Origin of the sequence: Vibrio sp. LaRot3, assembly GCF_027587025.1 — a bacterium.
In the GTDB taxonomy this organism is placed as follows: domain Bacteria; phylum Pseudomonadota; class Gammaproteobacteria; order Enterobacterales; family Vibrionaceae; genus Vibrio.
In genome coordinates, this window is record NZ_JAPPTI010000001.1 from 162,244 (window position 1) to 185,847 (window position 23,604).

At 44.4% G+C, this 23,604-nt stretch carries 23 protein-coding genes and 1 tRNA gene; 14 read left to right on the forward strand and 10 right to left on the reverse strand.

The features are described 5' to 3' along the window. Positions 1-40: 40 nt before the first annotated feature. Together OH461_RS00800 and OH461_RS00805 are read right to left on the reverse strand one after the other, a co-directional pair. Positions 41-484, reverse strand: coding sequence for a DUF411 domain-containing protein (locus tag OH461_RS00800; protein ID WP_270018779.1), 444 nt, complete (start codon positions 482-484; stop codon positions 41-43). Between the two features lie 8 nt (positions 485-492). Continuing rightward, entirely contained in the window at positions 493-3,186 is a 2,694-nt protein-coding gene (locus OH461_RS00805; protein ID WP_270018780.1) for a heavy metal translocating P-type ATPase, read from the reverse strand. 476 nt (positions 3,187-3,662) lie between these two features. Here OH461_RS00805 and OH461_RS00810 point away from each other — a divergent pair, with 476 nt between their 5' ends. From OH461_RS00810 to OH461_RS00825, 4 genes are all read left to right on the forward strand, one after another. After that, positions 3,663-4,739 (forward strand): porin, encoded by a 1,077-nt coding sequence (locus OH461_RS00810; protein ID WP_270018781.1) that lies wholly within the window; start codon positions 3,663-3,665, stop codon positions 4,737-4,739. A 110-nt stretch (positions 4,740-4,849) separates the two neighbouring features. After that, positions 4,850-5,488 (forward strand): DUF2057 family protein, encoded by a 639-nt coding sequence (locus tag OH461_RS00815; protein WP_270018782.1) that lies wholly within the window; start codon positions 4,850-4,852, stop codon positions 5,486-5,488. Positions 5,489-5,609: 121 nt separating this feature from the next. Next, complete coding sequence (gene gltX / locus OH461_RS00820) at positions 5,610-7,037, forward strand: glutamate--tRNA ligase (RefSeq protein WP_270018783.1); 1,428 nt, start codon at positions 5,610-5,612, stop codon at positions 7,035-7,037. 407 nt (positions 7,038-7,444) lie between these two features. Further along, positions 7,445-8,410: an OmpA family protein gene (locus OH461_RS00825; protein ID WP_270019826.1), complete on the forward strand. Its 966-nt coding sequence runs from the start codon at positions 7,445-7,447 to the stop codon at positions 8,408-8,410. Positions 8,411-8,573: 163 nt separating this feature from the next. On the opposite strand, the gene OH461_RS00830 is transcribed toward OH461_RS00825, so the two are convergent. Further along, positions 8,574-9,080: a Fe3+-citrate ABC transporter substrate-binding protein gene (locus OH461_RS00830; RefSeq protein WP_270019827.1), complete on the reverse strand. Its 507-nt coding sequence runs from the start codon at positions 9,078-9,080 to the stop codon at positions 8,574-8,576. Positions 9,081-9,420: 340 nt separating this feature from the next. Between OH461_RS00830 and nagE the strand changes: the two genes are divergently transcribed. After that, a complete protein-coding gene (gene nagE / locus OH461_RS00835) occupies positions 9,421-10,902 on the forward strand; it encodes an N-acetylglucosamine-specific PTS transporter subunit IIBC (RefSeq protein ID WP_270018784.1) in 1,482 nt (493 codons plus the stop codon). Positions 10,903-11,153: 251 nt separating this feature from the next. On the opposite strand, the gene OH461_RS00840 is transcribed toward nagE, so the two are convergent. The 4 genes from OH461_RS00840 to OH461_RS00855 form a co-directional block, all read right to left on the reverse strand. Continuing rightward, positions 11,154-12,443, reverse strand: a complete 1,290-nt coding sequence (locus OH461_RS00840; RefSeq protein WP_270018785.1) for a sensor histidine kinase — start codon at positions 12,441-12,443, stop codon at positions 11,154-11,156. Further along, complete coding sequence (locus OH461_RS00845) at positions 12,427-13,101, reverse strand: response regulator transcription factor (protein WP_270018786.1); 675 nt, start codon at positions 13,099-13,101, stop codon at positions 12,427-12,429. Before OH461_RS00845 ends, OH461_RS00840 begins: the two co-directional genes overlap by 17 nt. Positions 13,102-13,421: 320 nt before the next feature. Then, a tRNA-Arg gene (locus tag OH461_RS00850) sits at positions 13,422-13,498 on the reverse strand. A gap of 63 nt (positions 13,499-13,561) precedes the next feature. Continuing rightward, positions 13,562-14,698, reverse strand: a complete 1,137-nt coding sequence (locus OH461_RS00855; protein WP_270018787.1) for a flagellar assembly protein FlgT — start codon at positions 14,696-14,698, stop codon at positions 13,562-13,564. 162 nt (positions 14,699-14,860) lie between these two features. Between OH461_RS00855 and OH461_RS00860 the strand changes: the two genes are divergently transcribed. Together OH461_RS00860 and flgP are read left to right on the forward strand one after the other, a co-directional pair. Continuing rightward, positions 14,861-15,496 (forward strand): FlgO family outer membrane protein, encoded by a 636-nt coding sequence (locus tag OH461_RS00860; RefSeq protein ID WP_260259092.1) that lies wholly within the window; start codon positions 14,861-14,863, stop codon positions 15,494-15,496. Between the two features lie 8 nt (positions 15,497-15,504). Beyond that, a complete protein-coding gene (gene flgP, locus OH461_RS00865) occupies positions 15,505-15,936 on the forward strand; it encodes a flagellar assembly lipoprotein FlgP (protein ID WP_270018788.1) in 432 nt (143 codons plus the stop codon). Positions 15,937-16,027: 91 nt separating this feature from the next. On the opposite strand, the gene OH461_RS00870 is transcribed toward flgP, so the two are convergent. The 3 genes from OH461_RS00870 to flgA all read right to left on the reverse strand — a co-directional run bounded on the left by OH461_RS00870 (position 16,028) and on the right by flgA (position 17,626). After that, complete coding sequence (locus tag OH461_RS00870) at positions 16,028-16,453, reverse strand: flagella synthesis protein FlgN (protein WP_270018789.1); 426 nt, start codon at positions 16,451-16,453, stop codon at positions 16,028-16,030. 14 nt (positions 16,454-16,467) lie between these two features. Beyond that, entirely contained in the window at positions 16,468-16,782 is a 315-nt protein-coding gene (gene flgM / locus OH461_RS00875) for a flagellar biosynthesis anti-sigma factor FlgM (protein ID WP_270018790.1), read from the reverse strand. 97 nt (positions 16,783-16,879) lie between these two features. Continuing rightward, positions 16,880-17,626 carry a flagellar basal body P-ring formation chaperone FlgA gene (gene flgA / locus OH461_RS00880; RefSeq protein WP_270018791.1) on the reverse strand — a complete coding sequence of 249 codons (747 nt, stop codon included), beginning with the start codon at positions 17,624-17,626 and terminating at the stop codon, positions 16,880-16,882. Between the two features lie 76 nt (positions 17,627-17,702). On the opposite strand from flgA, the gene OH461_RS00885 reads away from it, so the two are divergent. The 7 genes from OH461_RS00885 (at position 17,703) to flgF (ending at position 23,596) form a co-directional block, all read left to right on the forward strand. Next, positions 17,703-18,632 (forward strand): chemotaxis protein CheV, encoded by a 930-nt coding sequence (locus OH461_RS00885; protein ID WP_270018792.1) that lies wholly within the window; start codon positions 17,703-17,705, stop codon positions 18,630-18,632. Positions 18,633-18,642: 10 nt separating this feature from the next. Then, positions 18,643-19,470, forward strand: coding sequence for a protein-glutamate O-methyltransferase (locus OH461_RS00890; protein ID WP_260259086.1), 828 nt, complete (start codon positions 18,643-18,645; stop codon positions 19,468-19,470). A 292-nt stretch (positions 19,471-19,762) separates the two neighbouring features. Beyond that, on the forward strand, positions 19,763-20,158 hold the full coding sequence (gene flgB / locus OH461_RS00895) for a flagellar basal body rod protein FlgB (protein ID WP_260259085.1): 396 nt from the start codon (positions 19,763-19,765) through the stop codon (positions 20,156-20,158). 4 nt (positions 20,159-20,162) lie between these two features. Then, complete coding sequence (gene flgC, locus OH461_RS00900) at positions 20,163-20,579, forward strand: flagellar basal body rod protein FlgC (RefSeq protein ID WP_260259083.1); 417 nt, start codon at positions 20,163-20,165, stop codon at positions 20,577-20,579. Between the two features lie 17 nt (positions 20,580-20,596). Next, a complete protein-coding gene (locus OH461_RS00905; RefSeq protein WP_270018793.1) occupies positions 20,597-21,304 on the forward strand; it encodes a flagellar hook assembly protein FlgD in 708 nt (235 codons plus the stop codon). Between the two features lie 28 nt (positions 21,305-21,332). Further along, positions 21,333-22,637 carry a flagellar hook protein FlgE gene (flgE, locus tag OH461_RS00910; protein ID WP_270018794.1) on the forward strand — a complete coding sequence of 435 codons (1,305 nt, stop codon included), beginning with the start codon at positions 21,333-21,335 and terminating at the stop codon, positions 22,635-22,637. Between the two features lie 209 nt (positions 22,638-22,846). After that, positions 22,847-23,596, forward strand: a complete 750-nt coding sequence (gene flgF / locus OH461_RS00915) for a flagellar basal-body rod protein FlgF (RefSeq protein ID WP_270018795.1) — start codon at positions 22,847-22,849, stop codon at positions 23,594-23,596. Positions 23,597-23,604 lie beyond the last annotated feature (8 nt).

A 23,604-nucleotide genomic window follows, 5' to 3' on the forward strand; every position in this document is an offset into this window, starting at 1 on the left:
CCCATCTATGCTGGGCGTTTGGATTGTGGTCGCTTGAAACCTATTGGTTGCCTTCGTAATGGCGGTACTCAAATACTTGGCCATGTTCGTTGTAGGCATACACAGAGTAGGCGTGTTTTTCATCGCCATATTCCATACCTGGAGAGCCCATAGGCATACCCGGAACGGCTAAGCCTTTGGCATTTTTAGGTGGGTTAGCAAGAAAGGCTTTGATGTCTTCCGCTGGGATGTGTCCTTCAAAGACATAACCGCCAATTTCAGCGGTATGACAAGAAGCCAGTTTAGGTGATAAGCCTAGTTCTTTTTTCACCGCGTTCATATCGTCATGCAATTTTTCTTCAATAGTAAAGCCTGCTTCTTGCATGTGTTTTGTCCACTCAGTGCAGCAACCACAATATGGGGATTTATGGTTGATAACATCAGCAGCGTAAGCAGTACCTGCAGTGCCTAATAGCATTGCTAAAGTGATGGTTTTAAGAGTCATAGTAACCTCTACGAACGATAAGTCGTTTCAAATAATCTTAGTCTATTTGCATTGCTCACCACAGTAATTGAAGAAAGCGCCATGGCGGCTCCTGCGACTACTGGGCTAAGTAAAAAGCCAAACGCAGGGAAGAGAACGCCCGCTGCGATTGGGATGCCTAGAGAGTTGTAGATAAACGCTCCAAACAAATTCTGTTTCATGTTTTTCACTGTAGCTTTAGAAAGCTCGATCGCTTTTACAACCGACATTGGTGAAGAATTCAGTAGTGTCATCTGCGCACTTTCAATGGCGACGTCGCTGCCGCTTCCCATTGCAATACCAATATCCGCTAGGGCAAGTGCCGGTGCATCATTGACACCATCGCCAATCATGGCAACTGTTTTACCTTGCTGCTGAAGTTGCTCGATATGTTGGGCCTTCTCATCGGGCAATACTTGCGAGATGACTTGCTCAATACCGAGCTGTGCAGCGATAGCCGCAGCAACAGAATGGTTGTCGCCAGTCAACATGACCGGTGTGATATTCAGTGCGAGTAACGCTTGTACGGCTTGCTTCGCATCAATCTTAATTGGGTCTGTTATTGCAATTAGGCCTTGAGCGACGTTATCTAAAGTCACGATAACGGGTGTCCACACTTGTTGTTCACATTGGACTATTGCACCAGAAAGCTCGCTTAAATCAACGTCAGTTTTCATTGCTTGAGAAAGTGATACCACAGAGACGGCTTTTCCTTGCCAACTTCCTGTCACCCCTTTGCCGCGCAGGTTATTAAATTGATCAATATGGGCAAATTCAGCGTCGTTCTGGTTTGCTTTAGCAACGATGGCTTTGGCGAGAGGATGCTCGGAATGCTGCTCTAATCCGGCAGCCAGAGATAAGAGTTCTTGCTCGGTTGAGTCAAGCGTGAATATACGCTCCACGCTTGGTGTACCTTGAGTGAGCGTTCCCGTTTTATCAAACACGACGGTGTTGATTTTACTGGCTGATTGCAGGACGTCGGCATCCCGAATCAATATACCCAGCTCAGCGGCTTTACCCACACCAACCGTAACAGAGAGTGGCGTTGCTAAGCCAAGCGCGCAAGGGCAAGCGATGATCAGTACTGTTGTTGCAACGACTAACATGTAGCTTGCTTTTGGATCTGGGCCTACTGCAAACCAAACACCGGCTGCAATAATAGCAATGGCGACAACCACGGGCACAAACACCGATGAAATTTGGTCAGCAAGTTTAGCTATCGCAGGTTTACTGCTTTGTGCTTGGCGAACCATTTGAATGATGCGCGCGAGCATGGTTTCACTACCCACACCAGTTGCTTCGATAACTAAGCTGCCATCTTGGTTGAGTGTGCCTGCCGAGATGCTATCACCGTTTTGTTTCTCGACTGGCATTGGCTCGCCAGTCAGCATTGATTCGTCAATATAGGAATAGCCTTGAATGATCATGCCGTCAATAGGCACCTTTTCTCCTGGTTTAATCCGAATATGCATGCCTTGTTGGATCTGTTCTACATCAATCTCTTGATCGCCCGAGTCAGTAACCAATGTTGCTTTGCTCGGTTGTAGGTCTATTAACGCTTGTAACGATTGGGTAGTTTTCGCTTTCGCTTTCGCCTCTATATAGTGGCCAAGTGAAATGAGGCCAATAATCATCGCACTGGCTTCAAAGTAGACGTGGCGAGAGGCTTCAGGGAACCAATGCGGCATGACGACAACCAAAATCGAAAACAGCCAAGCGGCACCCGTGCCGAGTGCCACTAAGGTATCCATAGTCGCTCGTCCATGGGTGAGCGCTTGCCATGCGTTGGTAAAGAAACTTCGGCCTGCGGTTGCAAGTAGGGCTAAACAAATGATACCGACAATCCCCCAAGTGAGCTGATCGCTCGCGTTGCGAATCATCATGTTGCCGCCTAATACGCCCCAAGCCATTAATGGGCCGCCGATCAGTAGACCAAACCAAGCGCTGCGTTTGTGGTGCTGTTGAGTAGCCAATTGCTGCTCTAACTGTTTTTGTTGTTGGGTTTTCGCGTCTGTTAAAACTTGGGCTTGATAGCCAGCATTGGCCACGGCGGTAGATAGCTCATTCTGCTGAATAGATGATTCACTCCAGACGATAGCGGACTGCTCTGCTAAGTTGACTTGTACTTTATTTACACCACTCACTCCTAGCAGTGATTTCTCGACAGATGCTACGCAGCTTGCACAAGTCATCCCACTGATTAGTAGGTTGGTTTTTACGTCTGACGCAGTCGCTTTTGCGTTTGGCGGCGTTGAAGTTTTTTGTTGCGGTTGTGCTTCGACAGCCTCTTCATCAACTTCAGCTTGGATTGCCGCGCGATAGCCACATTCTTCAACCATTGCAATGATCGGTTGATCTTGTAAGGAGGTGGAAAGCTCAAGCTCGGTTTTAGAAACCTTTACTTTGCTTATATAAGGAGAGGATTCTAAATGCTCAGTCAGTTTTTTTACGCATTTACAACAGCTCAAGCCAGATAAACTAAATTGGCGCTCTTCTCCCGCTTGATAACCTAAAGACTCAATTTGTTGTTGTAATTGAGAAAACGTTGCTTCTGTTTGTAACTGAATGCGGGTAGGTGATAGCTGCTCGATAATGATTGAAAAGTGTTCGTTTAATAAGCGTTCTACTTTCCGCGCACAGCCCATGCAACTGAGACCGTGTAGTGAAATGTCGTATTGATACATGGTGAATCCCCAAAACTTTGACTGTTGTTGAGGATAAACCTTTCCTCAAGGGTAAGGTCAAGCATGAGTATTAACTATTTTCCGATTTGGTTTTTTCTTGAGTTAGAGAGATTTTGACGTTTTTTCTTGCGACTCATTTCAAGGTTTTTTTAGGTGAATTATAAAGTTCCGTCAATTCTTCAAAAAGTTGCGTGATGCATATAACGAACTGAGCGCGATTTGGTTACAAAGTGACACTTAAAAGCTAAATCGCCGTTTTTATGTTTTTATATTTGATTGTAAGTATTTGTTTTTATGGTGTTTATGTTTGTTTTGTTTTCTTCACTTTGAAGCTGATCAGATTCTAATTGGGTTAATTTTTTGCTGATAAAAAAGTTTGCCAACATGCTCCCCGTCCATAAATCGTTCCCCTCGAATCCAATCAGTGAGGAGAGGGGAACGGAAAAACAACTAAAAAACATAAAGGGGTTAATTTTATGTCTCACTTTAAGAAAACACTTCTAGGCGCGGCTATTGCAGCTACTACCATGGCCGCTGGTAGCGCTAACGCTTACATGCTTGGCGATCCAAACGACGCCAACGTAGAAGTGTACGGTGTGGTTTCTATCTCAGCAGTGGATTATGGTTCAAAGAAATTTGAAAACAATGAAGAAGTAACTGCTGATGGTATGGTATTCGAAAACGAATCTCGTGTTGGTTTCCGTGCTGCTAAAACCATGACTGATGACGTTGAAGCATTCATGCAAATCGAATCAGGCTGGGTATTGGATGACGGTGCTAAGCTAGGTAACCGCGATACGTTCGTTGGTTTCCGCGGTGATGATTGGGGTTCAGTTCGTTTTGGTCGTATGTTGACACCTATGTACGAGTTGGTTGACTGGCCTTACTCTGCTTCGAACCTAAGCATGACGTTTGACCGCGGTTGGCGTGAAGGTGAACGCTTTAACTTTGACCGTAAGAGCCAAATGGCACGTTACGATTCTCCAATGTTCGGTGATATGGTCAAGTTCAGCTTAGCTGGTGGTAATGGTAGCTCAAACGATAAAGACTCGAACTTCTTCGGTGGTTCTGTATCGGTAACTCCACATGAGAAAATCACTTTACATGCAGCATTTGAAACTGCTGATGACACTGATTTTGATGCAAACCTAGTAGGTGATACTTCAGCATACTTTGGTGGTGTTGAGTTCCGTCTAACTGACAACTGGAATATCTTGGGTGCTTACAAAACGGCTGATTTTGAAGCAACAGAAGCTGGTGGTGCATACAAAGAACGTGATATCACTGCATACTCAATCCAAACTAACTACTACATGGGTGACATGAACTTCCGTCTAGGTTACGCAGACCAAGATGGTGATACGGATAACCAAAATGATAAGACTCTAGACTTCTCAAGTATTAGTGGTGAAGTAGGTTACTCATTCAATTCTGTATACACTTTCCTACGTATTGCGCAGCACAGTGGGACATACCGTACTGGTAGCGGTTCATTCACTGGTCAAGACTACGATGATGTGATGGTTCGTATTGGTACAGAGTGGACATTCTAATCGAGTGTTAACAATAAAAGTTTATTAGTCTTTTAATATTGATCCCTCTCTTGCTTCGAAGAGAGGGATATTTTGCTTGTTGGCGTTATATGTTTTGTGGAGAAAGTAGAATGAAAAAAATCATCGCAGTAGCTCTTTGTGTAATGAGTGCAATGGCTCACGCTCAAGTGACAATTAAAACCGATAACCGAGTAGAGATTTTAGCGGTTAATCAAGAGATTAATCAGATCCCGAATAAGGGCAAAGGGGATTTAAAGATCGCCAATGGTCTCAATCAACTACTGATTCGTGTCACTGCATTAGTAGATAGCAATGGTGGTAAAAAGAAATTCAACTCATCACCAATGGTGGTGTTATTTGAAGCTAGCGATCAGACTTTAGACTTAGAAACACCATTTGCAATCCGCGATGAGAGAGCTATTGAGAAATTTCAGCAGCAGCCATCAGTGAGTATCACTAGTAATGGTAACGCGGTGCCATTTGAAATGGATATTATTTATGATCAAACGTTCGCACTAATCAAAGATTACAATGAAATGCTAGCGGGGTATAACCAATCTGGCTCAAACGCTTCGATTCAGGCCAAACCTAAAGCAGAGGCTCTAGTATTACCAGTGGCAGCTACAAAGAAAGCAGAAGGGGAAGCAATGCGTGCTGTAGAAGCGAGTATTGAGCAGCAATATTTGTCTTTAACTCCAGAGCAACGCCAAGCATTTATCTCGTGGGCAGTGCAGCATATCAACGAATAACTACTTATTAACTGTTGAATAGCCCTAGCACCTTGTGTCCCTTGGGTATAAAATAACGCCCAATTTTAGTGCCGATGTTTATGACATCGGCGCGGTCATATAGACAATCAAGGTATTTTACATGACGGTTAAAACTCGTTTTGCTCCTAGCCCAACTGGCTACCTTCACGTTGGTGGTGCTCGTACAGCACTTTACTCTTGGCTTTTCGCAAAGAACCAAGGCGGTGAATTCGTTCTGCGTATCGAAGATACGGACTTAGAACGTAACTCTCAAGAAGCGGTTGATGCAATCATTGAAGGCATGCAATGGATGGGTCTAGAGTGGAATGAAGGTCCTTACTTCCAATCTAAGCGTTTTGATCGTTACAATGAAATGGTAGATAAGCTACTTGCTGAAGATAAAGCATACAAATGTTATGCATCTAAAGAGCTGCTAGAAGAAATTCGCGCAGAGCAAGAAGCAGCAAAAGAAATGCCTCGTTACGATGCGAATCACCCTAAAGTCGTTGCAGCAAACGCAGCGGCAAAAGAAGGCGATGCATTTGTGGTACGTTTCCGTAACCCTAAAGAAGGCAGCGTAGTATTTGATGATCAAATTCGTGGCCGTATCGAAATTTCTAACAGCCAGTTAGATGACCTAATCATCCGTCGTACTGATGGCGCACCAACTTACAACTTCGTAGTAGTTGTTGATGACTGGGATATGGGTATCACTCACGTTGTTCGCGGTGAAGACCACATCAACAATACGCCTCGTCAAATCAATATTTACGAAGCACTAGGTGCTCCTGTACCTGTATTTGCTCACTGTGCAATGATCCTAGGTGATGACGGTGCAAAACTGTCTAAGCGTCATGGCGCTGTATCAGTAATGCAATACCGTGATGAAGGTTACCTACCAAACGCACTAAACAACTACTTAGTACGTCTTGGCTGGTCTCACGGTGACCAAGAAATCTTCTCTCAAGAAGAGATGATCAACCTGTTCAGCCTTGATGCGATTTCTAAGTCAGCATCTGCGTTTAACACTGACAAGCTATTGTGGTTAAACAACCACTACATCAAGACATCTGATCCTGCATACGTGGCGGAACATCTACAGTGGCATTTAGATCAGCAAAATCTGAACGTAGAAAATGGCCCTGCGATTACAGAAGTTATCAAATTAGTAGGTGAGCGTTGTAATACGCTAGTAGAACTTGCTGAGCAAATCCGTTACTTCTACGAAGATTTCTCTGAGTTTGAAGCGGGCGCAGCGAAGAAACACCTTCGCGGCGTAGCAAAAGAGCCTCTAGAACTTGCTCTTGCTAAAGTTGAAGCGCTAGAAGCGTGGGAAACGGCAAGCATTAAAGACAACGTTATTGCTGCTGTTTGTGAAGAGCTAGAAATCGGCATGGGTAAAATCGGTATGCCACTTCGCGTAGCGGTAACGGGTGGTGGTCAATCGCCTTCAGTTGATGCTGTGATGGAGTTAGTTGGCAAAGAGCGTTGTATTGCTCGCATCAAAATGGCATTGGCTTTTATTGCTGAGCGTGAAGCTAACGCGTAATCAAAAAGTAATAACAGTAAGAAATGTGACAAGACCGCAGCTATTGAGCTGCGGTTTTTTTATGCCGCGAAAATTTTTGGAATTTTCCCACAGCCTGAACTAGCTTTACTTGTGTCACGGGTGAGAAATTGCATAAGAAGTTTATATTATTTTAATAAATTTTATTTAATCTCCGGATTTGTGCGAGCCGCTGCACATAAAGGCCTCGTGGCCTACAAAAATCTAAATTTAGCCGATAGTAGTGCTTCTATGCGTTTTCTTTCCCCTATTCAAAGCGTTATTTCTCGTTATAGTTCTTTCTCGTTGCTCTCTAAAATCAATAAACGCAACGTTTTGGAAGTGATGAAAACAAGCACGTACCTACTTGGTAAAGCTTGCTCAAGTTAAATGGATTAAAGGAATTCATGATGAAAAAATTAGCAGTGGTTATTTCAGCATCTCTCACCATGGTCGCCGGTAGCGCGTTAGCAGACCCTTATGTCGGCCTTAAAGCAGGGTACTCTTGGCTAGATGACGAATGTATCGCCGGACTATCGTGCGACGATAACGATTCTGCATCAGGCGGTATCTTCGCGGGGTATGATTTCAATGACTTTATCGCGCTTGAAGGGGGCTGGGACTTCCTCGGTAAATTTACAGCTGCCGGTCTGAATGACGATAGTGTTGATGCATTTACACTGGCTCCTAAACTGAGCATGGGACTAACCGATGCGTTGGATGTATACGGTAAGCTTGGCGGCGCGTATGTCAATTATGGCGATGAGAATGACGCATCATTCTTAGGGGCGCTAGGGTTAGAATATGACATCATGGAAAATGGCGCTATTCGTCTGGAATATCAAGCACTGACTGATATCAACAACGATATCGTGCGAGCTTTTGCTAATACCACGACTTTAGGTTTTGTATATAAATTCGGTGGTTCTGAACCGGCGCCGGTACCTGTCGTTGTGGAAGAAGAAATGGTTGAAGAAGTCGTGGTCGAAGAGCCGGTAGTGATGACTAAAACCTTCACTACTTCACTTTTAGATACTGAAACCTTCGCGCTAAATAGCTCAGAGCTTAAAGCGGAAAGTGCGGCTAAGTTGGATGAGTTCGTTAAGCTATTGAATGAATTCCCACAAGCGACTGTTGAAGTGGTTGGTCATACGGATTCTTCTGGCGCAGCAGCGTATAACCAAACCTTGTCTGAAAAGCGTGCTCAAGCTGTGGCTGATGCGTTAGCGAATCAAGGTATCGACCCTGCGCGTATTAGCGTAAGAGGTGAAGGTGAAGATAACCCAGTGGCGTCGAACTCGACCCGTGAAGGTCGCGCACAAAACCGCCGTGTTGATGTGACTATCCCTGAGTTTGAGTATCAAGTTCAGCAATAGAGACAAAGTAGTATAATAAAAGCCCCGTCAGCTTTCGTTGGCGGGGCTTTTTGATTCTTTAGTGCTGCGATGTTCTAAACAGTTAATGTTAATTGTTTTGAAAGCGCTATTTCACATCTGCTACTTCAAACACTATTTATTCAAATACATTATTTTAAATGCATTACTTTAAATCAATGCTGCTCAAGCGGCCCATGAACTCCAAGATCTCGAGGTTTTCTTTGTTTGCCTCAAGCAGCGCTTTTTTAGTTTTGCTGTAAGCCCCAAGGCGGCCATGTTTTTTTATCGAACACACCACACTGCGATAGATTAATTTACCGTTCTCATCATAGTTGCGCCAAGCCGCAATGTAGCATTCGTCCTTAGCATCAGGGTTGTCTTTGGTTGGTCTAGGTTTGTAGATGATTTTCGGTTCAAGCGAGTGGGGTAAACGCGTCATCAAATAAGGATCTTTAAGCAACTTACGCCAAAAACGCCCCCACATCTCACTGCCTAATTCATTGCGCAGTTTGATGGCTTTTTTGAGGCCTTTTTTCTCACCCATTTTTATATAGCCAACGGAGCGATGCAAAACGGTATCGTCTGGTGTATGGATGTGAATTTTATAGGCGGTCTTAGCTTTGGAGATAAAGCGGTGTCCAGTATTGGTGATTAAGTTGCTCTTTGGCATAGTTTTAAATGATATATTTATTATTAATTTAAAGGTTAAGCAAAGTCTGACTATTTTTAAAGCGTTAATACTCAATAAAGATAGTTCAATCTTGAGTTCTTGCCCATAAATGGCTGATCCTCACATTCCTCCTTTTTCTAACTCTCTCTTTTTTTGGTCAAAAAAATTGAACTCGGTCTGATTTCTGTCAGCCACTGTCTCGAAAATACACAATATTAATAAAAGTTAATCAAGTCACAAGACAACCTTAATTCTGAGCTGATTAGTATTTCAAACGGGGAAAAGCTGGACAGGTAACGTCCAGCAACAGATTGAAAACTAATAAAGACGAGGAACTAAGGTGAACATACTTGGATATCTGCAAAAAATTGGTAAAGCCTTGATGGTACCAATTGCTGTACTTCCTGCTGGTGGTTTAATGCTTGGCTTAGGCTATGCGATTGACCCTGCCGGCTGGGGTGCAAACAGTACATTAGCAACAATTTTGGTCTTTGGCGGCAAAGGCATCATGGATAACCAAGCTTGGTTATTTGCAGTTGGTGTTGCATACGGCCTAGCGAAAGACAATAACGGTGCGGCTGCACTCTCTGGCCTATTGGGCTTGCTTATTATCGAAATGATAGTGGGCAACGTGGCGGTAATTTCGCAAATTACAGGTGTTCCAGTTGATCAAATGAGCCAAGCTCAAGTGATAGCATCTGGCGCAGCGGTAAGTGCTTTTACCGGTATCTTGATTGGTATTGTAGCGGCGACGCTCTATAACCGTTTCCATAACATCCAGTTACCTGCGGTACTGGGTTTCTTTGGCGGACGTCGTTTTGTACCAATTGTTACCTCGTTTGCGGCCATTGGCATTAGCTTAGTCATGGTTTATGTATGGCCTGTTGTTTATGGATCGCTAGTCAATTTCGGTATCGCGATTTCTGAAATGGGTGCAACGGGTGCCGGTCTGTATGGCTTCTTTAACCGTCTACTCATTCCAGTTGGCTTACACCACGCACTAAACCAAGTGTTCATCTTTGATTTAGTTGGTATTAGTGACATTTCTAAATTCTGGTCTGGTACGGGTGAGCTAGGTGTTACTGGTATTTACCAAGGCGGTTTCTTCCCTGTAATGGGTTACGGTCTACCTGCTGCATGTTTGGCGATGTACCACTGTGCAAAACCAGAAAATAAAAAGAAAATTGGCGGTATTTTAGGTGCGTCAGCGTTTACAGCTATCTTAACGGGTGTAACTGAGCCAATTGAATTCGCATTCATGTTCGTTGCGCCTGTGCTGTACGTGATTCACGCAGCCTTGACAGCTCTTTCTATGTACATCGCAGCAAGCATGCAGTGGATTGCGGGCTTCACCTTTAGTGGCGGTTTGATTGACTTTGTGTTGTCCTTCAACCTACCTCTAGCAATGAAACCGTACATGCTGATCCTGCAAGGTCTATGCTTCTCAGTTATTTACTACTCAGTATTCCGCTTTGCAATCATCAAGTTCGATCTGAAAACGCCGGGTCGTGAAGATGCTGATACGGCAGAGGTCGCCGCGGTAGGTACAAGCGAGAAAGCGGCTCAATATTTAAAAGCGCTAGGTGGTCATGCGAACCTAACCAGTATCGATTCGTGCATTACTCGCCTGCGTCTTTCGCTTAAAGATGTGTCGATTGCTGATGAAGCAACATTGAAAGCTCTTGGTGCAATGGGTGTGGTGAAAATTGGCGAAAACAATCTACAAGTAATTGTAGGTACTCAAGCTGAACAAATTGCTCATGAGATGAAACAAATCCCAGCATCGGAAGACCTATCAGGCGTGGCGCTACCTAGCCACTAATAATAGGACCTTTCGACTCCTCTAGCCGAGCCATAGTGCTCGGCTTTTTTGATCGGGTAATCTAAACCTTTAAAACTAGACGTTCAGAGGATAGGTCGCGACCAAAAGGTTCTTGGGTTAACGTATAAGGACTTAGAGTAACTAAAGTGAGGAATAGACTTGTCTTTAGTGGTTTTCGTGAGCGAGTAATCATGAAAGGAGAAGGTGCGAAGAGGAAGGTGGGCAATGTTTCATCGCCCAATAGATAGTGGTTAATCAATATAGATACGGGCGCGTAGGCCAGGGTTATTGTCCCTTAAAATAAGCTGTGCATTATGGCGATGGACTACCGCATCGACCAGCGACAACCCAAGTCCGTTACCTTGTTCAGTTCGGCTTTTGTCCGCGCGATACATAGGCTGGCAAACATGCAGCTTATCTTCATCACTAATACCGATACCGCTATCGGCAATGGTTACGCCAAGCTGGTCAATGATCACTTCAATCTTGCCGTGGTTAGGCGTGTACTTCACTGCATTTTCTAACAAGTTGAATACTGCCCGAAACAGCAGGGATGGGTCACCAGACAAGATGCAGGGTTGGTCTTCTCGCAATGAGAGGGCTTGCTGCTTTTGATCAGCGAGCGGCGTAACAAACTCAAGAGCATCGCGTGCAATTTTCCCCAAGTCGACACTGGTTGATTTGATGTTGGTCTGGCCGCTATTGAGCTTGGCGATTTCCAACATGCTATTGAACAGTGACAAAATGAGCTCTAGTTCATCATGGCAGGCTGAGAACTGGTTTCTTTGCTGATCGTTCAGTTGTTCATCTTGAGAAAGAATTTCTTCTAGTCTCAGTTTCAATCGCGCCATAGGAGTGCGCATATCATGAGCGAGGCCTGTGGTGAGTGATTTTAAAGTGGCTTCGTTTTTTGCCATTTGCTCAATCATATAGTTGAGGTGGATGGCTAAAATATCGAACTCATCATCTTGACGAGAGACGGGGAGTTTTACTTCTCGCTCACCACACAATACTCGGTTCATGGCTTGATTCACCATTTCTAGCCGACGCAAGATCAGCACCGTAAAAAACAGCGCAGCAATGAGCATGATCGCACTGGGTAGTACTACCCCTGATATCACTAAAGGTATTAACGCCTTGCGATAGGCTTGCAGAATGCTCTCATCAATACCGATCTCTAGCTGGTGAAAGTGACCTACGCTGATATTGGTTGCACCGCTTTTCAACTGGCTAATTGGATAGTAGTTACTGCTCTGCACGGGATCCATGTGTTCAATTAAGCGGTATTTGAACGGGGCATCAGTTGCTTGTTTGGTTTCAAGCAGCTTTTCGACTTCGGCTTTACTCTGCTGAGCAGCATATTGGAACTCGAGAATTTCATCATTAAGCTGATCCGCTAAGCGTTGGCGATGAAAGTTATCAGAATCAATATAAACTTGGCGAATCACAATCACATTGATGATCGTGACTAAGGTGCATAAACCAATTAGCGTTTTGAATATGGATGAGCGGGATAGGGAATAGTCATCGACGAAGGACATACCCAGCCCCGCGAACCGTGTGAAGTAAATTAGAGCATCCTGCATCTTCAAGTTTACGGCGCAAATTGGCGACGTGCACATCAATGACATTGGTTTTTGGATCGAAGTGATAGCTCCAAATTGCTTCGAATAACCTCATTCGAGAAACGACTTGTTCCGAGTGCTCGATGAAATATTGGATCAGTTGGAACTCTTTCGGTTGCAGTGCCAGCTCTTGGCCATTGCAAGTGGCGCGATGAGCGCGTAAATCGACACTTAAGCAATCATAGCTCAAGGTATTGGGTGCAACTGCGTTGCGCTTTGTGCGATTGATGATGATGTCGACCCTAGCGATCAATTCGGCTAAAGCGAAAGGCTTGATGAGGTAATCGTCGCTGCCTGCTTGTAAACCATCTACGCGATCTTCTACGCTGTCCATCGCACTCAAAATTAGTACAGGGATATGCTGATCTGTTGCCTTGATGGCTTGTAGTACTTTCATGCCGTCTAAGTAAGGCAGCATTCGGTCAAGAATGATCAATTGGTATTCGCTGCTGAGTGCCATCATTAACCCTTTTTTGCCATCCTCGGCTTGGTCTACTGCGTAACCGTGTTCTTGTAGACCTTTCGCGACAAACTCACGTGTGGTGGTGTCGTCTTCAATGATTAAAATTTTCACTTATTAATCTCCGTGCAAGGTGTACATGTTAACGTGCTATAAGGATTTGGGAATAGAAAAAAGAAAGGCTCGCGTGACTAATGCGAGCCTAGCACGGTTTAGGGGGTAAACCGCTGTTTCATCAGAGATAAGTCTTAACTTTACCATTACTCAAACGCAACGAACGCGCTTAAATTCTGACCAAGCAAACGGACTTAAGGTGACGCTGATAAGCATAGCGAAAACGACATTTATGAAGGGTTTTGGAAAAATTAAGATTCGTTAATCTAGATGACTGAATAGAAAAAGCCCCAATCTTACGATTAGGGCTTGGAATCAGATGGCGCTCCCGACAGGATTCGAACCTGTGACCTATCCCTTAGGAGGGGATCGCGCTATCCAGCTGTGCCACGGGAGCTCATATCATATCATTGATAATCTGCGCTCATGATACTCAATGGCACGAATATATCTAGGCTTGTTATGGCACAATCTTGTGCATCACATCACCGATTTGAATACTGCTGAGCAGTTCAGGCTGATCGATGGTCAATTCAGCTTCATTTTCGTACACGCGAGAGACCGTGAGGGTGATATTGGTTTCTGACACTTTATTACGTGGCAAACCGCGTTGATCAATGAACGAACCCGTGTGCCAAAGCTGCAGTTTGTCGCCCTCTTGTACGCCATGAATGCGGCCTAGGTCCATGGTGATAACATTGCCCCATTTCGCCACGATCTCTGGAAGAGTGATCTTACAAGATACTTCTGATTCCAAATCCAACATGATGTTACGGCTGACTCGTAGCATCATTTCACCGTAAGTGGATGCCCAGAAGCGTGCGCTCTTGGTGTCGACTTGACTCGTTTTAGGGAATGGCCAACGAGCAACTTCGCGGTAGTTTCGGGTGTAGACCTCATTACCGGTTTTGCCATCAAATACCGTCATCTCTAACGCAAATTGGCGATTGATGATGTCATCTTTAATCAGGTTTTGTTCGATGGTCGCCGTAAGGTCATTGATCTTGCCGCCAATGACGTACTGTGCGCCAGTATCTTGGGCGATCATTTTAATGCGTTCAGGATTGCGTTTGTCGATGTCGTAATCGGTCGTTCCGACAGAAACAAAGCTGGCAGACTGTTGATCCAGTTGGCGGTTAATGATCTCAGCAAAATCATCGCCAACTCCGTAAATTTGTCCCATTACTGCCTGTTGCGGTGACACTAAGTCAACATTGCCGATCAAAAACGTCTTCTTGTATTGATCCACGTGGCAACCTGTTGCCGACGGGTAAATATCAATACGCGCTTTCACGTACATAACGTTTTTACGTACTTTCTGGTCTTCGACCATGATGTAGCGGACTTCATGGTTAGTAAATTGATACTCTTTACGTTCACTTTCTAGCAGAGGGCTGAGGTTTGAAATGCCGCCAATATCTGCACCTGAGAAACTGACAGCCTTATAAATAGCGTCTTCTAGTGCGTGCAACCGAGCAGTATCCTCAGATGCAACCACAGTGGCAGTACCCGTGACTTCATACCATGCAGCCAATGCTGACGGGGCTGTCAGGCAAGTTGCTAGGCTTAAAAGTAAAGCGGGAATCGTTTTTTTCATGGTTTATTTTCCAATTAGGTACAGATTTTGCTTAGTTAATCTCAGCTGATTTAGGCATTGCCTTTCTGAATGTATGCAACATTAGAAAAGCAAGGACTGTTCCACTTTTTAAAGAGAGGAAAAAGTGCAGCGGCAGCGCCTTAATGTATCGGAGATTAGAGAATGAAAAAATGGTTAGCTTTAGTGCCAGTAGTTTTCCTAACTGCCTGCGCCTATGCCCCTATATATAATGGTAAAGAACCGTATCCAGGTAGCCAGTTTATGCTGATGGATAGTCCTCGTCATACCCTAGATTTCTTTATCGAAAGTATGACAGAAGATCTGGTTGTGTCGAACACTAGTGTGTCGGCGCGTACGCCGATTGCGGTTACCTCTTTTGTTGATCTACAAAATATGGATGCGACAAACTGGTTAGGTAACTCAGTGTCTGAAGGTTTTATCCATCAGTTCCAACGTCGCGGTTTTAAAGTGGTCGATTTTAAAACCACTGGCAATATCCAAGTGACCAATCAAGGTGACTTTGCGATGAGCCGTGACTGGAAAGATTTAGCCAAAGAGCAAGACATACAATACGTGCTAACAGGGACTATGCTTCGTCAAGAAGGTGGTGTCTTAGTTAATGCACGCGTAGTAGGTATGCAATCTCGAGTCGTTGTGGCAACGGCTCAAGGCTTCTTACCAGCCGACCGAATTGGTCGAGACTTGGATACATTAAATAGTATTCGTACTCAAGATGGCGTGTTGATTCGTTCAGACCCATCTATTCGTCAACCTTACACCGTGATCTTACGTCCATAGGAGTCAAGATGAAAAAGCTACTACTACTCTTGGTTGCGATGGCGATGGTGGGTTGTCAGCCTTTGTCTCAGATGCGTCCAGATGATTGGTTAACCGCTGTGGGCTATGCAAGCATTAGCGAGCAAAAAGGCCGCAATGAAGAAGAAAAGCAAGTTCGCGCTATGCGAGCATCGAAAATTGATGCTTACCGTGAGCTGGCAGAACAAGTTTATGGCATGCGTGTAAGTGGCCGTGCGGATCTACAAGATCAGCGTTTAGGTACAGAACATACCTCAGGTGCGGTCGATGGTGTAATTCGCGGTGCAGAAGTTGTGCGCAGCTATAAAGCGGGTGACAATTACGTAACTGAGCTTCGTTTAGATATTAAGAAGATGAACAAGCTACGCGACTACGGTGAGGTACAACAAGTACCAGCTAAGCGTCAACAAACCTTATTCTAAGTGTGTTAGTCATTCTCTAATCTTGTATACATCGTTTGTATAGTAAAAGAGCGGCAATCATTGCCGCTCTTTTTTATTGGAAATTTTTTGCTTAGGCCTTTAGGTTGGTTCCTAAAGTAGACACATTGCGGGTTTGACCTTCTGCCGTATAGGTCATGCCAAGTTTTCCTTGGCTTTGTTGCATTAAATTATTGAGTTTATTAAAGCTCAATTGAGCACGTTGAAGTGCTTGGCCATTAACGAGATTTGCTTCTTTACACTGCGTGACCGTTGTTTGTATTTGCTCAACCAGTTGGCTTAATTCAGGATCGGTTTTCAGGCTTTCAATCTCTGGGTGACGAGCGATACGTTGATCGGTTTGTTGCAGTTGTTCGATCAGTTTGACCTTTTCGAGCGCTAGTGCTTCTATTGACTTGGATTGTCTTTGGGTAATAGCAAGCTTCTCTTTCTCAAGTAATTGAGAAAGTTGATTGGCATTTTGCAGTTGGAAATCAACTAAGCCTTTGAGTGCTGCCATATCGAAACGCTAACTTAGAAGCCGCCAAGTTCTTTTTCTAGACGGATCATGTTGTCAGCCAGCTTCTCTGGGTCAACGGTGTATGAACCGTTCGCAATCGCTTCTTTAATCGCATCGACTTTTGCTTGATCAAATGCAGGCTGGCTTGCCATTTGTGAGTGCATTTCACCCACAGCGCGCCCTTCAGAGCTTAGTGATACCGCATCTTGTTGAGCGTGTGATGTTTTTGCCGAAGACGTAGAACCTGCCGACGAGCTTTCGCTACGCGCAGCAGTGCGCGTGGAAGTCGTGAGGGTCTGTCCTGAACGTATATTATCTATACCTGCCATTATGAAAGCCTTTTAATGATTAGAAAAACCTGTACTGTCCATATCGGCAGAGATGCACAACACTTTAGGATTTTTTCATGTCTCCGGATTATTAAAGTTAAAACGTTACCGATACTTCAGAAATTCCGGTGACTCTAGCTTCAATTATACGATTGGATTTACTGTTTTTCACTCTTATCTGCTCACCATGTGAGCCATCTGATAACGCCACTCCTTTTGTGGTTATGGTCATACCAGACTTATTTGCTTTGATTGTTACCGTTTCATTGCGGCACACTACGCAAATATCATTTTGCTCAATAACTTCTCCAGCGCGTAAGTTCTTCTTAACTTTTGCGCCGACGACGTCATTAATTGAGGAAAAACCTTGCCGCCTTAAGCGCTGCAAGTCTACCATATTGATGGTGACGTCGTGAGCAGAAATGATATGTCCTCGGCTCAAAGGAGTGATAAGTGCGACTTGCGGACCTGAACGAACGAGGCGTACGGGAACATAGAGTTTCCAATCGTCTTCATTACATGCAACTAATACGGTAATATTGCTTGCGTTCGGGTTAGTTGACGAAGAAGACGTCATTAACGGTGTCGGGCAGTCGGTCGCAAAGACTCGGCTATCAATATTCGCCGCTTTTGCTTCTAAAGTTCCGCCATACGGTGGCTCGACAGTGTCGACAATATATTGCTCAGCGGCACGTTGAATAGTCTCTATTTGCTCAGGTGTTGCAGATATTGATGAAAAACTAAAGAATACGAGCACAACGCCGATAAAGTTAAAAATTCTTTTTACAAAAAACCTAATATAGGTTGTGGAAAAATACGACAGGTATGGTTTAGAATACATCATGCTGTTTCTCTGGTTTTTTCATTGCCGGTAATAGATTATCACTTTTTACATGAAAGTATGAGATGGAGATGAGCTTATGACGGGTATTCTTGATTCTGTGAATCAGCGTACGCAACTCGTCGGTCAAAACCGATTAGAACTCCTTACGTTTCGCCTAATGGGTCGTCAACGTTATGGTATTAACGTATTTAAGGTAAAAGAGGTTCTTCAGTGTCCTAAACTCACCTCAATGCCGAATCTTCATCCGCTTGTTAAGGGTGTTGCTCACATTCGTGGCCATACTGTTTCAGTTATCGACCTAAGCCTCGCTATTGGTGGTCGTCCTACAACTGATGTTGACAAAGCGTTTGTCGTTATTGCTGAATTTAACCGCTCTATCCAAGCGTTCTTGGTAACTTCTGTAGAGCGCATTATTAACATGCACTGGGAAGCGATCCTTCCGCCACCAGATGGTTCAGGTAAAGCTAACTACCTAACAGCGGTAACAAACATCGATAATGAATTAGTTGAAATTCTCGATGTAGAAAAAATTCTTGCTGAGATTGCTCCTGTGGATGAAACCATGGATGCCAATATCGGTGAAGAAATTGCTCAAGCTCAAGAAGAGAAACAAATTGTCCGTCGCATTCTTATCGCCGATGACTCAACGGTCGCGCGTAAGCAGGTAGAACGTGCAATTAGCTCGATTGGTTTTGAAGTAGTTTCTGTGAAAGATGGTAAAGAAGCTTACGAGAAGTTGCTAGAAATGGCATCAGAAGGCAGCATTTACGATCAAATCTCGCTGGTTATTTCAGATATTGAAATGCCAGAAATGGATGGCTATACACTGACAGCGGAAATTCGTCGCCACGCGGATCTAAAAGATCTTTACGTTATTCTTCACTCTTCATTGAGTGGTGTATTTAACCAAGCTATGGTTGAGCGAGTAGGTGCCAACTCCTTCATCGCGAAATTTAACCCAGATGAGCTTGGTAATGCAGTAAAGTCTGCGCTTACAGCAGAATAAAGAGAAATTAATGACAGCGATAACTATAAGCGATCAAGAGTATCGTGATTTCAGCCGCTTTTTGGAATCCCAGTGCGGAATCGTACTTGGGGAAAGTAAGCAATATTTAGTTCGAAGCCGCCTAAGCCCTTTGGTTACTAAATTTAAAGTCGGTTCACTTTCTGATTTGCTACGTGATGTGATCACTGGCCGTAACCGTGAACTGCGTGTTGCTGCTGTAGATGCAATGACCACTAACGAAACGCTTTGGTTTCGCGATAGCTACCCGTTTACTGTTCTGGCCGATAAAATTCTACCTGAGGTAGCCGCAAGTAAGCGTCCAATTAAAATTTGGTCAGCGGCGAGTTCATCAGGTCAAGAACCGTACTCAATGGCAATGACAGTGCTGGAAACCCAGCAGCGCAAACCGGGTATGTTGCCAAACGTATCGATTACAGCAACCGACATTTCAGCAAGTATGCTTGATATGTGTCGTGCTGGTGTTTACGACAACCTTGCATTAGGACGTGGTCTTTCACCAGAGCGTCGACGTAGCTTCTTTGAAGATGCGGGCGAAGGTCGCATGAAAGTAAAAGACAATGTGAAGCGCTTGGTAAACTTCCGTCCACAAAACCTAATGGACAGCTATGCACTATTAGGTAAGTTTGACGTTATCTTCTGTCGTAACGTGCTGATTTACTTCTCGCCAGAGATGAAATCTAAAGTACTAAATCAGATGGCGAACAGCCTAAACCCAGGGGGGTACCTATTGTTGGGTGCTTCTGAGTCATTGACAGGTTTGACTGACCGTTTTGAAATGGTTCGTTGTAACCCTGGTATTATTTACAAGCTTAAATAATCTTTGAGCCTTTGATTTTAAAACCCAGCTTAGCGCTGGGTTTTTTATTGCCTAACTCTCCCCATTTACTTTTGGCTTCCCTTCTTTGCTCTCTTCTATAATGAAGAAGACATTCCAAAATGCCGCTTTCATCTTTTATTGTTATCAATAATTCGTGGTTACAGCCGAAAGTTGGCGTATTTATTGCTGTAATCAAAACGATAAAGTTGTCATGTGAGTTACTTTTTAAAAGTTGGTACACATATTGCTTTATTACTTGATAATAACGGTCAGTTCTTAAATAGAGGCAAACATGGCTATTTCTTTTGACAAGGCATTAGGCATTCACCAGCACACGGTGGGTGTTCGTGAGCGCAACGCAGAGGTGATTACTTCTAACATCGCGCAAGCAAACACGCCGGGTTACAAAGCGAAAGGCATGGACTTCCAAAAGGCGTTGCAGGCGGCAACATCAGGGGCAAGCGTTGGTCTTAGCCGCACTGATGGTCGGCATATCCCTGCCTCTACACAAGTGACAGGGGAAGTACTTTACCGACTTCCGACTCAACCTGACACCGGTGATGGCAATACGGTAGATGTGGATTTAGAGCGTAACTTATTTATGCAAAACCAAATCAGACACCAAGCATCACTCGACTTCTTAGGAAGTAAATTCAAGAACTTAACCAAAGCAATCAAAGGGGAATGATTAGATGAGCTTATTTAACGTATTCAATGTGACAGGTTCTGCAATGAGTGCTGAATCCGTTCGTCTAAATACTACCTCAAGCAACTTGGCGAACGCCGACAGTGTTTCTAGCTCTGCGAAAGACACTTATAAAGCGCGTCATGCTGTATTTGGTGCTGAGTTAAGTAAGGCAAAGTATGGCCGCGACCATACCGTGCCGGTGAAAGTGTTAGGTATTGTTGAAAGTGATAAGCCGCTTAACGCGGAGTACAACCCGGATCACCCACTGGCGAACGACGAAGGCTTTATTTACAAGCCGAACGTTAACGTAATGGAAGAAATGGCCAATATGATTTCTGCTTCTCGCTCATATCAAACGAATGTGCAATTAGCAGATGCAAGTAAACAAATGCTGCTGCGCACGCTGCAGATGGGTCAATAAGGATAAGGAGGTAACGTATGGCCGGTATTAACAACGTTGGTCAAAGCGGCTTGTCCTATGTAGACCAGCTTAAATCCCTGCAAGACAACAAAAAGCCTGATGAAACAACGGGTAAGCAAGACCTTAAACAAGAGGACTTCTTATCGTTGCTCACCAAGCAACTGTCCCAGCAGGACCCATTTAAGCCGGTTAGCAATGACCAGATGATTGCGCAAATGGCATCATTTGCCACCGTTGATGGCATTGGCAAGATGAATAATCAGTTCGATACGTTGAACTCGTCAATGACTTCAAACCAAGCCTTGCAAGCTTCAACACTCGTGGGCCGTGATGTACTGGTTCCGGGTGCGGCAGGTGTAAAACCTGACGGCGAAGGTATGTCTGCAATGGTTAAGCTACCTGAAAACGTCGACAATATGTTTGTCCGCGTTGAGAACGCGATGGGCCAATTGGTTCGTACGTTTGAAGTAGGCGCTAAACCAGCAGGCGACAACAAAGTGGTTTGGGACGGAAAAGATGAAAACGGTAACTCATTGCCGGCTGGCAAGTACAAGGTGAAAGCCTCGGGCTTGTTAGACGGGGAGAGCAAAGAATTTGAGGTTTCGACATACGCAAACGTCAATAGTGTTCTTCTTGGTAAAGGCGATGGTAACGTACTGCTCAATCTGGCTGGCTTTGAGTCGCCAGTTCGACTTGCTGAAGTACTAGAAGTTGGCAAAGCGTAACGACGCAAGCTAGATAGGAGAATTTGGAATGTCATATATTTCTTTAAGTGGTTTATCTGCCGCTCAGTTAGATCTGAATACCACCAGTAATAACATTGCGAACGCCAACACGTTTGGTTTTAAAGAGTCGCGTGCCGAGTTTGGTGATGTTTACTCAAACTCACTGTTTACCAACGCTAAGACCACTCCGGGTCAAGGTGTGCAGGCAAACAAAGTTGCACAGCAGTTCCATGAAGGTTCAAGTGTTTACACTAATAACCCAATGGATTTGCGTGTATCAGGTACGGGTTTCTTTGCAGTATCAAAAGAACGTTTGATTCCGCAACAGAATGAGTTGACTCGTAACGGTGCTTTCCACCTGAACAAAGATAACTACATGGTAACTTCAAACGAAGAGTACCTGTTGGGTTATGAAGTAAATCAGGATACGGGTGAAGTGCTATCTTATGAGCCATCTCCAATTAACATTCCAGCTGAGTTTGGTAAGCCAAAACAGACAGCAAACATTGAGGTAGGTGTTAACCTTCCGGCTAACGGCGACCTTAAAGACCCTGCACTGTTTGACCATACCGATCCTGAAACGTACAACCGCTCTACGTCTTCGACAATTTATGACTCTATGGGTCAGTCTTACAAGATGACAACGTACTACTTGAAAGATCAGAACCAACCTAATACGTGGCAGACATACTACACAGTGACGGATAAAGCTGGTGAGAAGCCTGTGAATATCACTGGTGGTGACGCAACCACACCAACGGGTCACGTAGGTCATACAATGAAGTTTAATAATGATGGTACTTTGGCAAGCCTAAACTCAGGCAATAACATTGTGACCGATCCACTTGGCTTGGGACCTAACCCAGTTGAGATGAACGGTGCTGATGTTAACCAAACACTATCATTTAGCTTAGATGCAGCGACTCAGTTTGCAGCCCCGTTTGAATTGACTAAGTTTGATGAAGATGGTGCAACAACAGGTTTCTTAACTAAGATTGACTTCGATGAAGAAGGTAGCGTACTGGGTACTTACTCAAACGGTGAGAACATCACTCTAGGTCGCGTAGCACTTGTACGTGTACCTAATGAGCAAGGTCTAGATAAGAAAGGCGGTACGCAATGGGATTCTACTCAGTATTCAGGCGACAAGATCTGGGGTGAATCGAATAAAGGCTCGTTCGGTACGATTAACAACGGTACGCTAGAACAGTCCAACATCGACATGACTCAAGAACTGGTAGATTTGATTTCGGCTCAGCGTAACTTCCAAGCGAACTCACGTTCTCTAGAAGTACACAACCAGCTGCAACAAAACATTCTACAGATTCGCTAATTCTCTCAGCAGAGATCTAAAGCACTTCATCTGGATGGCAACTTGGCGGCAAAACCCAAGTTGCCTCTGTTGCCATTAAGGCGGCATGACCTTTTACATTTTTCCTCTATATTTGCCTTTCTTGATTTAAGTTTCTGATAAATAACGCTTAAAAATATTGGCACGCCTATTGCTTTAATTGATCCGAATTGTGATTTTTGGAGCAAATTATGGATCGTTCACTGTTTCTTGCCATGAGCGGTGCCAAGCAGAACATGCAGGCGCTACAGCTCAGAGCGAACAACTTAGCAAACGTCAGTACCACGGGTTTCCGTGCTGATTTGGCGCAAGCTCGTTCTATGCAAGCGTACGGCGAAGGCTTACCAAGCCGCGTATTCAGTATGACAGAACGTCCGGGCCATAATTTCCAACAAGGTAGTGTTATTACTACTGGCCGTGATCTAGACGTTACCGTGCAAGGTGATGGTTGGATTTCAGTGCTAGATAAAACTGGCAAAGAAGGCCTGACTCGTAACGGTAACCTACAAATCGATCCAAATGGCATGTTAGTCAGCGGTACGGGTGACCTTGTGCTGGGTGAAACTGGTGCGCCAATTACTGTGCCTGTTCCGGTAAGCAAAGTTGAAATCGGTAACGATGGTACGATTTCAGTTGTACCTCAAGGTGCGCCTGCTGATGCGATGGAAGTCGTAGATCGCATTAAGCTGACACGCCCAGATAATCAATCACTATTCAAAGACGTAAACGGTTTGTTCCGTGCAAAGAATCCTAATACGGCATACGAAGCGGATGCCGGTGTAAAACTGCTCACGGGCGCAATCGAAGGAAGTAACGTAAACGCGATTGGTGAAATGACCGCGCTGATTGACCTACAACGTCAATTTGAAATGCAGGTCAAGATGATGAGCACTGCGGAAGAGATGGACAAAGCGTCTGACTCTCTACTTCGTTCGAGCTAATAGATTTT